This window comes from Microbacterium sp. Leaf179 (genome assembly GCF_001423785.1).
Classification (GTDB): domain Bacteria; phylum Actinomycetota; class Actinomycetes; order Actinomycetales; family Microbacteriaceae; genus Microbacterium.
The window spans coordinates 1,292,258-1,304,477 of sequence record NZ_LMPH01000001.1; the positions used below are offsets into that span (position 1 = coordinate 1,292,258).

13 protein-coding genes are annotated in these 12,220 nt (G+C 68.0%); all 13 read left to right on the forward strand.

Going from position 1 to position 12,220, the window contains the following annotated elements; all coding sequences use genetic code 11:
• The first annotated feature begins 131 nt into the window (after window positions 1-131).
• The 13 genes from atpB to ASF96_RS05980 all read left to right on the forward strand — a co-directional run bounded on the left by atpB (window position 132) and on the right by ASF96_RS05980 (window position 12,152).
• Window positions 132-938, forward strand: a complete 807-nt coding sequence (gene atpB, locus ASF96_RS05920) for a F0F1 ATP synthase subunit A (RefSeq protein WP_235560535.1) — start codon at window positions 132-134, stop codon at window positions 936-938.
• Window positions 939-981: 43 nt separating this feature from the next.
• Complete coding sequence (gene atpE, locus ASF96_RS05925) at window positions 982-1,221, forward strand: F0F1 ATP synthase subunit C (RefSeq protein ID WP_055834851.1); 240 nt, start codon at window positions 982-984, stop codon at window positions 1,219-1,221.
• Window positions 1,222-1,250: 29 nt separating this feature from the next.
• Entirely contained in the window at window positions 1,251-1,805 is a 555-nt protein-coding gene (locus tag ASF96_RS05930; RefSeq protein ID WP_055834853.1) for a F0F1 ATP synthase subunit B, read from the forward strand.
• Window positions 1,805-2,596, forward strand: coding sequence for a F0F1 ATP synthase subunit delta (locus ASF96_RS05935; RefSeq protein ID WP_055834856.1), 792 nt, complete (start codon window positions 1,805-1,807; stop codon window positions 2,594-2,596). Before ASF96_RS05930 ends, ASF96_RS05935 begins: the two co-directional genes overlap by 1 nt.
• 61 nt (window positions 2,597-2,657) lie before the next feature.
• Window positions 2,658-4,289: a F0F1 ATP synthase subunit alpha gene (gene atpA, locus ASF96_RS05940; protein WP_055834859.1), complete on the forward strand. Its 1,632-nt coding sequence runs from the start codon at window positions 2,658-2,660 to the stop codon at window positions 4,287-4,289.
• A gap of 23 nt (window positions 4,290-4,312) precedes the next feature.
• The gene (locus ASF96_RS05945) at window positions 4,313-5,212 is read left to right on the forward strand and encodes a F0F1 ATP synthase subunit gamma (RefSeq protein WP_055834862.1); all 900 of its coding nucleotides are present in this window, start codon (window positions 4,313-4,315) and stop codon (window positions 5,210-5,212) included.
• A gap of 21 nt (window positions 5,213-5,233) precedes the next feature.
• On the forward strand, window positions 5,234-6,682 hold the full coding sequence (atpD, locus tag ASF96_RS05950) for a F0F1 ATP synthase subunit beta (RefSeq protein WP_055834865.1): 1,449 nt from the start codon (window positions 5,234-5,236) through the stop codon (window positions 6,680-6,682).
• Window position 6,683: 1 nt separating this feature from the next.
• On the forward strand, window positions 6,684-6,944 hold the full coding sequence (locus tag ASF96_RS05955) for a F0F1 ATP synthase subunit epsilon (protein ID WP_055834867.1): 261 nt from the start codon (window positions 6,684-6,686) through the stop codon (window positions 6,942-6,944).
• Window positions 6,945-7,016: 72 nt separating this feature from the next.
• Entirely contained in the window at window positions 7,017-7,766 is a 750-nt protein-coding gene (locus tag ASF96_RS05960) for a YaaA family protein (RefSeq protein ID WP_055937740.1), read from the forward strand.
• Between the two features lie 102 nt (window positions 7,767-7,868).
• Window positions 7,869-8,564, forward strand: a complete 696-nt coding sequence (locus ASF96_RS05965; protein WP_055936899.1) for a hypothetical protein — start codon at window positions 7,869-7,871, stop codon at window positions 8,562-8,564.
• 154 nt (window positions 8,565-8,718) lie between these two features.
• Window positions 8,719-9,699, forward strand: a complete 981-nt coding sequence (locus ASF96_RS05970; protein WP_055936902.1) for an aldo/keto reductase — start codon at window positions 8,719-8,721, stop codon at window positions 9,697-9,699.
• 100 nt (window positions 9,700-9,799) lie between these two features.
• Window positions 9,800-10,573, forward strand: a complete 774-nt coding sequence (locus tag ASF96_RS05975) for a PP2C family protein-serine/threonine phosphatase (protein WP_055834876.1) — start codon at window positions 9,800-9,802, stop codon at window positions 10,571-10,573.
• A 46-nt stretch (window positions 10,574-10,619) separates the two neighbouring features.
• Window positions 10,620-12,152, forward strand: coding sequence for an APC family permease (locus ASF96_RS05980; protein WP_055936905.1), 1,533 nt, complete (start codon window positions 10,620-10,622; stop codon window positions 12,150-12,152).
• Window positions 12,153-12,220 lie beyond the last annotated feature (68 nt).

Sequence of the window (12,220 nt, forward strand, 5' to 3'; positions counted from 1 at the left end):
CACCGATCTTTGATACTGTGTTCATACGCACCTCGGCCGGTGTGCGGCGGTAACGCCGAGGCCCCGGGGAGAGACGTTTCCCACCCTCCCCGAACCGCTTCGTTGCGGCTCGAGAAGCTGGAGCCACCCCGTTGACTCAGGCGAATACGATCGCGCACATCGTTGCTGACGCGAACACATTCCACCCCCCGTCCATCTCGGACTTCTTCCCGCCCGAACTGCTGTTCGCCGGGACGCCGTTCGCGGTCACGCGCATCACCGTCGTGCAGCTGCTCGCCACCGCGGTGATGGTTCTCATCATCGTCGTCGGCACGCGCCGCATGACGGTCGTGCCGGGTCGCTTCCAGAGCGTGATGGAGCTCGGCTTCGGATTCATCCGCGAGCAGATCGCCTTCCAGGTCCTCGGCGAGAAGGACGGCAAGCGCTTCCTTCCGCTGCTGACCGCGATGTTCTTCACGATCCTCGCGCTCAACCTCACCGGTGTCATCCCCGGACTCAACATCCCGGGTACCTCGGTGGCCGGAGCACCGCTGGTCTTCGCCCTGACCGCGTACGTCGCATTCGTCTACGCGGGCATCCGGCGCCACGGCGTGGGTCACTTCCTGAAGAACTCGCTCGTGCCGAGCGGTGTGCCGGTCTACCTCGTGCCGATCATCGCGATCGTCGAGCTGATCTCGGTCTTCATCGCACGGCCCGTGTCGCTCTTCCTCCGACTGCTGCTGAACATGATCGTCGGGCACCTCATGCTCGTCCTGTTCTTCTCGGCCACCCAGTTCTTCTTCTTCAGCTTCAACCTGCTCACGCCTCTCGCTGCGGGAACGCTGGCCCTCGGGTTCGCATTCACCCTCTTCGAGGTGTTCGTGGCGCTGCTGCAGGCCTACGTCTTCACGATCCTCACCGCGGTCTACATCCAGCTCGCGGTGGCGGAAGAGCACTGACGACCAGCCGCCCGGCTGTTCGCCCTACGAAAGGAAACCCTCAGTGGACGCAACGACGATTCTCGCTCAGGTCACGGGCAACATCGCGACCGTGGGCTACGGTCTCGCTGCCATCGGCCCGGCCATCGGTCTCGGCATCATGATCGGCAAGACCATCGAGTCGACCGCCCGTCAGCCCGAGCTCGCCGGCCGCCTGCAGACCACCATGTTCATCGGTGTCGCATTCATCGAGATCCTCGCGCTGATCGGCATCGCCACGCCCTTCATCTTCGGCGCGCTCTGATCCACCCGATCCCCGAGTAAGGAGACAGGATGCTTCAGGCTCTTGTCACGGTCGCAGCCGAGGAAGGCTCCAGCGGTAACCCGCTGCTGCCGGCCATTTACGACATCACCTGGTCTGCGGTCTGCTTCGTCATCATCGCCTTCGTCGTGTGGCGCGTCGCGCTTCCGCGCGTCGGCGCGGTGCTGGATCAGCGCAGCACGGCCATCGAGGGCAACATCGCGAAGGCCGACGAGGCTCAGCGCAAGGCCGAGGCCGCTCTCGAGGAGTACACCGCGCAGCTCGCCGCCGCTCGCAAAGAGGCCGGCGAGATCCGCGAGTCCGCTCGTGAAGACGGTCGCAAGATCGTCAACGAGGCCAAGGACACCGCGTCTCTCGAAGCGGCTCGTCTGACCGCCGCGGCGCACACGCAGATCGAGGCCGAGCGTCAGACCGCTCTGGTGTCGCTGCGCGCCGAGGTGGGCACGCTCGCCGTCGACCTCGCCGGCAACGTCATCGGGGAGTCCCTCTCCGACGACGCGAAGGCGCAGGCCGTGGTCGACCGCTTCCTGGCCGACCTCGAGGCATCCGAGAAGGCGGCCAAGTAATGGGCAGCGCGACCACTCAGGCGCGGGCTACCGTCGCCGGCGCCCTCGGCGCCGCGAGCGGTGTCGACCTCGACGTCACCCGCGAGCTCTTCGCCGCGGCACGCACCGTGGACTCGTCGTCGCACCTGAGCGGCGCGCTGGCCGACTCGTCGGCGCCCGCTTCGGCGCGGGCCGACGTGGTCACGGCCGTCTTCGGCCCGTCGTTCGCTCCGACGACGGTGGCGCTGCTGCGCTCCGTCGTCGAGCAGCGCTGGTCGAGCGTCAGCGACCTGATCGACGGGCTCGAAGAGCTCGCGATCCGTGCCGCCGCCGTGGCCGACACGCAGAGCGACGTCGAGGGGGAGCTGTTCCAGTTCTCGCGCACCGTCGCCGCCAACGGCGAACTCGAGCTCGCGCTCGGCAGCCGTGTGGGCGAGCCCGCCGCGAAGGGCGCGCTCGTCGCGTCGCTCCTCGAGGGGCGCGTCAGCGCCGCCACGGTGCTGGTCGCCTCGTCGCTCGTGCAGCAGCCCCGTGAGCGTCGCGTGCGTTCGCTCCTGCGGTGGGCCGAGCGGCTCGTCGCCGAGCAGCGCGGTCGCGTCGTGGCCACGGTGCACGCCGTCGCTCCGCTCAGCGAGGCGCAGGCGACCCGTCTGCAGAACGCCCTCGGCGCCCGGTACGGCGCCGTCGTGACCCTCAACACGGTCATCGACCCGACGGTGGTGGGTGGACTGCGCGTGCAGATCGCCGACGACGTCATCGACGCGAGCGTCTCGGCGCGTCTCGCCGACCTGCGGCAGCGGATCGCAGGCTAAGACTTCCCGCCTGAACGGGCGGAGATCTGGGGGCCGATGGCCCCACGAACGAAGGAAGACAATGGCAGACCTCTCTATCAGCCCCGACGTCATCCGTGACGCGCTGAAGGACTTCGTCAACGCCTACGAGGCCACTGGCGCCGCGGCGAACGAGGTCGGTTCGGTCGTGGATGCCGGTGACGGCATCGCTCACGTCGAAGGCCTCCCCGGTGTCATGGCGAACGAGCTCGTGCGCTTCGCGGACGGCACGCTCGGCCTGGCGCAGAACCTCGACGAGAACCAGATCGGCGTCGTCGTGCTCGGCGAGTTCTCCGGCGTCGAAGAGGGCCAGCCGGTCACCCGCACCGGCGAGGTGCTCTCGGTCGGCGTCGGCGAGGGCTACCTCGGCCGCGTGGTCGACCCGCTCGGCAACCCGATCGACGGCCTCGGCGAGGTCGCGACCTCCGGCCGTCGTGCCCTCGAGCTCCAGGCTCCGGGCGTCATGCAGCGCAAGAGCGTGCACGAGCCCCTGCAGACCGGCATCAAGGCCATCGACGCCATGATCCCCGTCGGCCGTGGCCAGCGTCAGCTGATCATCGGCGACCGCCAGACCGGTAAGACGGCCATCGCGATCGACACGATCATCAACCAGAAGGCCAACTGGGAGTCGGGCGACGTCAACAAGCAGGTGCGTTGCATCTACGTCGCCATCGGCCAGAAGGGCTCGACCATCGCTTCGGTGAAGGGCGCGCTCGAAGAGGCCGGCGCGATGGAGTACACCACCATCGTCGCGGCTCCCGCGTCGGACCCCGCCGGCTTCAAGTACCTCGCTCCCTACACCGGTTCGGCCATCGGCCAGCACTGGATGTACGAGGGCAAGCACGTCCTGATCATCTTCGACGACCTGTCGAAGCAGGCCGAGGCCTACCGCGCCGTATCGCTGCTGCTGCGCCGCCCGCCGGGCCGCGAGGCGTACCCCGGCGACGTCTTCTACCTGCACTCGCGTCTGCTCGAGCGTTGCGCGAAGCTGTCCGACGAGCTCGGCGCCGGTTCGATGACGGGTCTGCCCATCATCGAGACCAAGGCCAACGACGTCTCGGCGTACATCCCGACCAACGTGATCTCGATCACCGACGGCCAGATCTTCCTGCAGTCCGACCTGTTCAACGCCAACCAGCGTCCCGCGGTCGACGTGGGTATCTCGGTCTCGCGCGTCGGTGGTGACGCCCAGGTGAAGTCGATCAAGAAGGTCTCGGGAACGCTGAAGCTCGAGCTCGCTCAGTACCGCTCGCTCGAGGCGTTCGCGATGTTCGCCAGCGACCTCGACGCGGCGTCGCGTCGTCAGCTCGCCCGCGGTGCGCGCCTGACCGAGCTGCTCAAGCAGCCGCAGTACTCGCCGTACCCCGTCGAGGAGCAGGTCGTCTCGATCTGGGCCGGAACGAACGGCAAGCTCGACACGATCGAGGTCTCCGACGTGCTGCGTTTCGAGCGCGAGCTGCTCGATTACCTGCGTCGCAACTCGACCGTGCTCGACACGCTGCGCGAGACCAACGTGCTGGGTGACGACACCGTCGCCGAGCTCACGCAGAAGGTCGACCAGTTCATCCTCGAGTTCCAGGCGGGCGACGACCAGGCTCTGGTCGGCACCGAGAAGGTCGAGGCCGCCGAGGCCGAAGACGTCAACCAGGAGCGGATCGTCAAGGGCCGTCGCTAAAGCGACGACACGAGAACGGAATCATGGGCGCACAACTACGGGTCTACAAGCAGAAGATCAGTTCTGCTCAGACGACCAAGAAGATCACGAAGGCGATGGAGCTCATCGCTGCGTCGCGCATCCAGAAGGCGATGGCGCGTGTGCGCGCGGCGTCGCCCTTCGCGCGTGCCGTGACCAGCGCGGTGTCGGCGGTGGCGACGCACTCGAGCGTCGACCACCCGCTGACCACCGAGCGTGAGACCATCCGTCGCTCCGCCGTGGTGATCTTCACCTCCGACCGCGGACTCGCGGGCGCGTTCAACTCGCAGATCCTCCGTGAGGGTCTCGAGCTGAGCGAGCTGCTGCGTTCGCAGGGCAAAGAGGTGGAGTACTACCTCGTGGGTCGCAAGGCCGTCGGCTACTTCCAGTTCCGACGCATGGCCAGCAAGGCCCAGTGGACCGGCGACACGGACACGCCCCAGTTCTCGACGGCCGAAGAGATCTCGGCCGCCGTGCTGGAGTCGTACCGCCGCTCCGGCGAGAACGACGGCGTCGATGAGATCCACCTCGTCTACAACCGTTTCGTCAGCATGATGACGCAGTCGCCCGAGACGGTGCGCCTGCTTCCTCTCGAGGTGGTCGAAGCAGACACCGCCGCGGCCCCCGCGACCGTCTACCCGCTCTACGAATTCGAGCCGGACGCCGAGACCGTTCTCGACGCGCTCCTGCCGGTGTACGTGCAGAGCCGAATCTTCAACGCCCTCCTGCAGTCGTCGGCGGCAAAGCACGCCGCCACGCAGAAGGCCATGAAGTCGGCCAGCGACAACGCCGACAAGCTCATCACCGACTACACCCGCCTGCGCAACAACGCGCGTCAGGCGGAGATCACGCAGCAGATCGCCGAGATCGTCGGCGGCGCCGATGCTCTGGCATCCGGCAAGTAAGTCCCAAGGAGAGAAGAAGCCATGAGCCTCACCGCCGAGAAGAGCGACGCGACCGTCGTCGGGCGCGTCGCGCGCGTCACCGGCCCGGTCATCGACATCGAGTTCCCCCACGACTCGATCCCCGAGATCTACAACGCGCTGAAGACGACGATCGTCATCGACGGCGTCTCCAACGAGATCACGCTCGAGGTCGCCCAGCACCTCGGTGACGACCTCGTTCGCGCGATCGCCCTGAAGCCGACCGACGGTGTCGTGCGCGGCCAGGAAGTGCGCAACACCGGCGGCCCCATCTCGGTGCCCGTCGGCGATGTCACCAAGGGCAAGGTGTTCGACGTCACCGGCGAGGTGCTCAACGCAGCGCCCGGCGAGACCGTCGAGATCACCGAGCGCTGGGGCATCCACCGTAAGGCGCCGAGCTTCGACCAGCTCGAGTCGAAGACCACGATGTTCGAGACCGGCATCAAGGTCATCGACCTTCTCACCCCGTACGTGCAGGGTGGAAAGATCGGCCTGTTCGGTGGTGCCGGCGTCGGCAAGACCGTCCTCATCCAGGAGATGATCCAGCGCGTCGCGCAGGACCACGGCGGCGTGTCGGTGTTCGCCGGTGTCGGTGAGCGCACCCGTGAGGGCAACGACCTCATCCACGAGATGGAAGAAGCGGGCGTCTTCGACAAGACCGCCCTCGTGTTCGGCCAGATGGACGAGCCGCCGGGAACGCGTCTGCGCGTCGCCCTGTCGGCGCTGACGATGGCGGAGTACTTCCGCGACGTGCAGAAGCAGGACGTGCTGTTGTTCATCGACAACATCTTCCGCTTCACGCAGGCCGGTTCCGAGGTCTCGACGCTGCTGGGCCGCATGCCCTCGGCCGTGGGCTACCAGCCCAACCTCGCCGACGAGATGGGTGTGCTCCAGGAGCGCATCACCTCGACGCGTGGCCACTCGATCACCTCGCTGCAGGCGATCTACGTGCCCGCCGACGACTACACCGACCCGGCGCCGGCGACCACGTTCGCCCACCTGGATGCCACCACCGAGCTCTCGCGTGAGATCGCGTCGAAGGGTCTGTACCCCGCCGTCGACCCGCTGAGCTCGACCAGCCGCATCCTCGACCCGCGCTACATCGGTGCCGACCACTACCGCGTGGCCACCTCGGTGAAGCAGATCCTGCAGAAGAACAAGGAACTCCAGGAGATCATCGCCATCCTCGGTGTCGACGAGCTCTCCGAGGAAGACAAGATCGTCGTGTCGCGCGCACGCCGCATCCAGCAGTTCCTCTCGCAGAACACCTACATGGCGAAGAAGTTCACCGGCGTCGAGGGCTCCACGGTCCCGATCAAGGAGACCATCGAGTCGTTCGACGCCATCGTCAAGGGTGACTTCGACCACGTCGCCGAGCAGGCGTTCTTCAACGTCGGCGGCATCGGCGACGTCGAAGAGAAGTGGGCGCAGATCCAGAAGGAGAACGGCTGACATGTCGTTGCGTGTGAGCCTGGTCTCGGCCGACGCCGAGGTGTGGACGGGAGAAGCCTCTCTCGTCGTGGCCAAGACCGTCGAGGGCGAGATCGGCTTCATGCAGGGTCACGAGCCGGTGCTCGCGATCCTCGCTCAGGGTGAGGTGCGCATCACGCGGACCGACGGCACGAAGATCCTGGCCAACGCCAAGGACGGCTTCCTGTCGATGGCCGACGACGAACTCACCATCGTCGCCGGTAACGCCGCCCTCGTCTCCTGACGACTTTTTCGATCACGACGCGCGTCGCCCGGTTCGCCGGGCGGCGCGCGTCTTTCCTGCGCGAGGGTGTTCATGCTGGTCCTGCTTCCCCCGTCGGAAACCAAGCGCCCGGGCGGTGACGGCACCCCGCTCGACCTCCGGGCGCTCGCTCTGCCGTCGTTGCGACCACACCGTGCGGCCGTGATCGACGCGCTCGTCGCTCTGTCGTCGGACGAGGACGAGGCCGCCCGCGTGCTCAAGCTCGGCGCGAAGCGCCGACACGAGGTCGCCGACAATGCGGCCCTGCGCTCGGCGCCGACCCTGCCGGCGATCGACCGGTACACCGGCGTGCTCTTCGACGCGCTGGATGCCGGGACCCTGAACGCCGAGCAGCGCTCCTGGCTCGGCGCGCACGTGCTGGTGCACTCGGCGCCCTTCGGGCCGGTCGGCGCCCTCGACGGCATTCCGGCGTACCGGTTGGCCGCGGGGACGTCGGTGCCGGGGCTGCCGGTGCTGCGCCGCGTCTGGGCGGAGGCCGTGACGACCGCGTTGTCGGCGCGGGGCGCGTCGTTCGTGCTCGACCTGCGCTCGGAGGCGTACGTGGCGCTCGGACCGGTGCCGGCGGGGGTCGACGCGGCATACGTGCGGGTGGTGACCGAGGGCGAGGGGGGCGCGGTGCGTGCGCTGAACCACTTCAACAAACACGCCAAGGGTGACCTCGTTCGCGCGCTGGCCCTCTCGGGCGCCGACATCGCGACGCGCGCCGAGTTCCTCGCCTGGGCGGGCGGCGCGGGGTGGATCGTCCGGGAAAAGCCGGCGGGTGAGATGGAGCTTGTGGTCTGAGCCCGGCGTGGCCCTGTCAGGAAAGTCTCAGCTTCGCTAGCATGTGACTCGCACGGGGCGCACGGACGCTCCGCCGCTCATTCGCCTGGAAAGGAATCCGCAATGGATGACTCCTACTATTACTCCGACGACGGCGGCTTCGCACTGCTGGCGTTCCTGGCCATTCTGATCCCCATCCTGCTCTTCTTCGTGGCCATCGCCTACGTCGTCTCGTCGTTCCTCTACATGAAGATCTTCGAGAAGGCGGGTGTGCAGGGCAAGTGGCGCGCGTGGGTGCCGATCTACAACACCCTGGTCGCCGCGAAGCTCGGCGACCTCTCGCCGTGGGTCTTCCTCATCGCCGTCGTCGCTTCCGGCGTCCTCTCGAACATCCCGGTGATCGGCTGGATCCTGTCGCTCGTGCCCCTCGCCGCGGGTCTCATGTACTCGTACCGCATCGGGGTCAAGCTGGGCAAGGACTGGCCCCTGCTGTTCCTCTGGCTCATCCCGGGCATCGGTGGCTTGATCTGGCTGGCGATCGTCGCCTTCAGCAGCAACCGCTGGAACCCCGAGGTCGGTCCCTCGCCGTGGGCGAAGACCTTCCTGGCAGACAAGACCGTCTGGAACGGCATCCCCGTTCAGCCCTACCAGAACGTCTCGGGTGGCGCCGGCGGTGCCGGTTACGGCTCSCCCGCCGCGGGGCCGGGCTACGTGCCGCCCACCGCTCCTCCGGCGCAGGGCTACACGCCCCCGCAGACCCCGCCCGCGGCAGGCCCGACGCCGCCGCCCCCGGCTCCGCCGGCCGGCCCGCAGGTCTGATGCCGCAGGTCTGATTTCGCAGAGGGCCCTCCGCTTCGGCGGGGGGCCCTTCGCTGTGCTCCTTCGCGGTGCGCCGGGATGCCGAGAGCCTTCACCCGGCCGGAGCACGCAGGGTTCGGGTCCCGGTGTCGTCGGTCGGGGATAGCGTGGAGGGATGACATCCCCCGCGCTTCCCCTTCGCTCCGTCGGTCGCTCCGGTCTGCGTGTCTCGGCCGTCGGGCTCGGCTGCAACAACTTCGGCCGAGCCGGCACCGCCACCGAGACCCTCGACGGCACGCGCGCCGTGCTGGGCGCCGCGATCGACGCGGGGGTCACGTTCCTCGACACCGCCGACGTCTACGGTCGCGAGTTCGGGTTGTCCGAGACCCTCATGGGCGAGGCGCTCGAGGGGCGCCGCGACGAGGTGGTGCTCGCGACGAAGTTCGGCCACTCGCACCTGGCGCCCGCACTCCCCGGCGGCTCCAAGGGTTCTCGCGCTCACATCCGTCGTGCCGTCGAGGGCTCGCTGCGGCGCCTGCGCACCGACTGGATCGACCTGTACCAGCTGCACACCCCCGACGACTCCACGCCGATCGACGAAACGCTCGACGCCCTGGCCGACCTCGTCCGCGAGGGCAAGGTGCGATACATCGGCCACTCCAACTTCGCGGGGTGGCAGATCGCCGAGGCCGAGTACGCGGCATCCGGAGTGCGGTTCGTCTCGACCCAGAACCAGTACAGCCTGCTGGCGCGCGCGGCCGAGCGCGAGGTGCTCCCCGCGGCCGAGCGCTTCGGGCTCGGGCTGCTGCCCTTCTTCCCGCTGCACAACGGACTGCTCACCGGCAAGTTCACGCGCGAGGGCGGTCCCGAGGGGAGCCGCATCATGCGTCAGCGTCCCCACCTGTGGCGCGACGCGCCGTGGGACGCCCTCGAGCGCTACCAGGCCTTCTGCGACGCGCGCGGCATCAGCATGCTCGAGGCGACGTTCGCCTGGTTCCTCGCGAACCCCCACGTGGCGAGCGTCATCGCCGGGGCGACCAGCGCCGACCAGGTGCGAGCCAACGCCGCGGCCGCCACGGCCTGGACCCCCGCCGCCGCCGACCTCGACGAGATCGACGGCATCTTCGCCCTCCCCGCCGATCCCGCGGCGGGATGATGGGGCGCGGCGCGTCCCCGGGCGATGCCGGGGTGTCCACTAAGATGACAGAGCCGTGCGTTTCCGCCGGCGCAGCTGTCGGCCAACCGGAGGATCTTTCGTGCCCGAGGTGACCACCCACACGCGTACCGTTCCCCTCGGCGCGGGCGACGTCGAGCTGTCGTGGGCGGCGAGCACCGACACGGGCCGCCGTCGCGAGGTCAATCAAGACGCCGTGCTCGCCGAGTATCCGCTGTTCGTCGTCGCCGACGGCATGGGCGGACACCTGGGCGGTGAGATCGCCAGTGCGAGCACCGTCGACCGGCTGAGCGCCGTCGTCGCCACCGGATCCGTCTCGTCGAAGAGCATCGAGAAGGCCCTGTCGCGCGCGGTGAAGGACATCATCGCCCACCCCGAGACCACCGACGAGGGCACCGGCACGACGCTCACCGGCCTGTATCTCGAGACGCACACCGACGAGCCGCACTGGGTCACCCTGAACATCGGCGATTCACGCGTCTACCTGCTGCGCGACGACGAGATCGTGCAGGTCACCACCGACCATTCCGTGGTGCAGGAACTCATCGCGGCAGGACGTCTCAGCCCCGAAGAGGCCGAGAACCACCCCTACGGCAACGTGATCACGCGCGCCGTCGGCCCGAGCGAAACCGTCAAGCCCGACTACCTGCGCCTCGACGTCCTCGACGGTGACCGTTTCGTCATCTGCTCCGACGGGCTCACGAAAGAGCTGACCGATTTCGGCATCCGCCACTTCCTCGAGGCCAACGCCGATCCGGCCGCAGCGGTCGAAGCCATGATGGCGGCGGCGCTCGAAAACGGCGGTCGCGACAACATCACGATCGTCGTCCTCGACGTGGCCCGCCGCTCCGCCTGAGAATCTCCTCTTGACCGCGGTGACCCGCGGATTCTACGTTCGGCATATGACCTCCGCTCCCGAACGGACGTCGGGCAAGGGATTGGCCAGCGGGACGCTCGGACTCTGGGGTTCGACCGTGATCGGACTGGCCTCCACTGCTCCCGTCTACTCCCTCGTCGCCACCCTCGGTTTCGTCGTGCTCGCCGTCGGTGCCTCGGCGCCGATCGCCTTCGTGCTCGCGTTCATCCCGATGCTGTTCATCGCCTTCGCCTACCGCGAGCTGAACAACGAGATGCCCGACTGCGGCACCACCTTCACGTGGGGCACCAAGGCCTTCGGCCCCTGGATCGGGTGGATGGGCGGCTGGGGCGTCGCCGTGGCGGGCATGGTCGTGCTGGCGAACCTCTCGCAGATCGCCGGCATCTACCTGTGGTCGCTCATCGGTGACGGATCACTCGCCGAGAACGTGCCCCTGGTGACGGCGACGGGCGTGGCGTTCATCGCCGCGATGACCTACATCAGCTACCGCGGGGTCGAGATCGGCGAGCGGATCCAGAACATCCTGCTCGCGGTGCAGTACCTCGTTCTGGTGCTGTTCGTCGTCGTGGCCCTGTGGAAGTTCTTCGACGGCACCGCACCCAACCCGACGCCGTTCGACCTGGCGTGGTTCAACCCGCTGGGGTTCACCGACTGGAGCGGCTTCACCGAGGCCGTGCTGCTGGCGCTGTTCATCTACTGGGGCTGGGACACCTGCCTCGCCCTGAACGAAGAGACCAAGGACCCGAAGCGCATCCCGGGCCGCGCCGCCCTGCTGACCACGGTCATCCTGCTCGCGACCTACGTCACCGTCACGGTGGCCGCCATGATGTACGCCGGGGTCGGCGAAGACGGCGCGGGACTCGCGAACGCCGAGAACGCCGACGACGTGTTCCTCGCGCTGAAGGACGACCTCTTCGGCCCCTTCGCGTGGGTGCTGATCGTGGCCGTGCTGATCTCGGCGGTCTCGTCGACGCAGACGACCATTCTGCCCACGGCGCGCGGCACGCTCGCGATGGCGGCGTACAAGGCGCTGCCCGAGCGGTTCCGCACCGTGCACCCGCGCTTCCACACGCCGTCGTTCTCGACGCTGGTGATGGGTATCGTCGCGAGCGTCTACTACGTCGGAATGACGCTCATCAGCGACAACATCCTGCAGGATTCGATCCTGTCGCTCGGGCTGGCGATCGCGTTCTACTACGCCATGACCGGCTACGCCTGCGTCTGGTATTACCGACGTGAGCTGTTCCGCTCGGGCAAGCACCTCGTGTACCGCGGCATCCTGCCCCTGCTGGGCGCGCTCATGCTGACCTACGCCTTCGTGCAGTCGGCGATCGACATGTGGGACCCGGAGTACGGCAACACCGTGCTGTTCGGCATCGGCGGCACCTTCGTCGTCGGCATCGGCGCGCTGGCGATCGGCGTCGTGCTGATGGTCGCGTGGTTCCTCGTCCCCGCGTCGAAGCCGTTCTTCCGCGGCGAGAGCCTCAACCGCGAGACCGAGGTGCTCGTGCCCGACGAGCCGATCGCGTACCCGCGCTCGGTCGACGGCGGTATCTAGGCCGCGCTCCGCTCGGCCGGGCGTCGGGGAGACGCGTCGTGGTGCCCGGCCGGGCACGCGCACCCACG

Coding starts and splice junctions, on each gene's coding strand:
- ASF96_RS05930 (WP_055834853.1), top strand. CDS start 1,251: ATGCTTCAGGCTCTTGTCACGGTCGCAGCCGAGGAAGGCTCCAGCGGT.
- ASF96_RS05935 (WP_055834856.1), top strand. CDS start 1,805: ATGGGCAGCGCGACCACTCAGGCGCGGGCTACCGTCGCCGGCGCCCTC.
- atpA (WP_055834859.1), top strand. CDS start 2,658: ATGGCAGACCTCTCTATCAGCCCCGACGTCATCCGTGACGCGCTGAAG.
- ASF96_RS05945 (WP_055834862.1), top strand. CDS start 4,313: ATGGGCGCACAACTACGGGTCTACAAGCAGAAGATCAGTTCTGCTCAG.
- atpD (WP_055834865.1), top strand. CDS start 5,234: ATGAGCCTCACCGCCGAGAAGAGCGACGCGACCGTCGTCGGGCGCGTC.
- ASF96_RS05955 (WP_055834867.1), top strand. CDS start 6,684: ATGTCGTTGCGTGTGAGCCTGGTCTCGGCCGACGCCGAGGTGTGGACG.
- ASF96_RS05960 (WP_055937740.1), top strand. CDS start 7,017: ATGCTGGTCCTGCTTCCCCCGTCGGAAACCAAGCGCCCGGGCGGTGAC.
- ASF96_RS05970 (WP_055936902.1), top strand. CDS start 8,719: ATGACATCCCCCGCGCTTCCCCTTCGCTCCGTCGGTCGCTCCGGTCTG.
- ASF96_RS05980 (WP_055936905.1), top strand. CDS start 10,620: ATGACCTCCGCTCCCGAACGGACGTCGGGCAAGGGATTGGCCAGCGGG.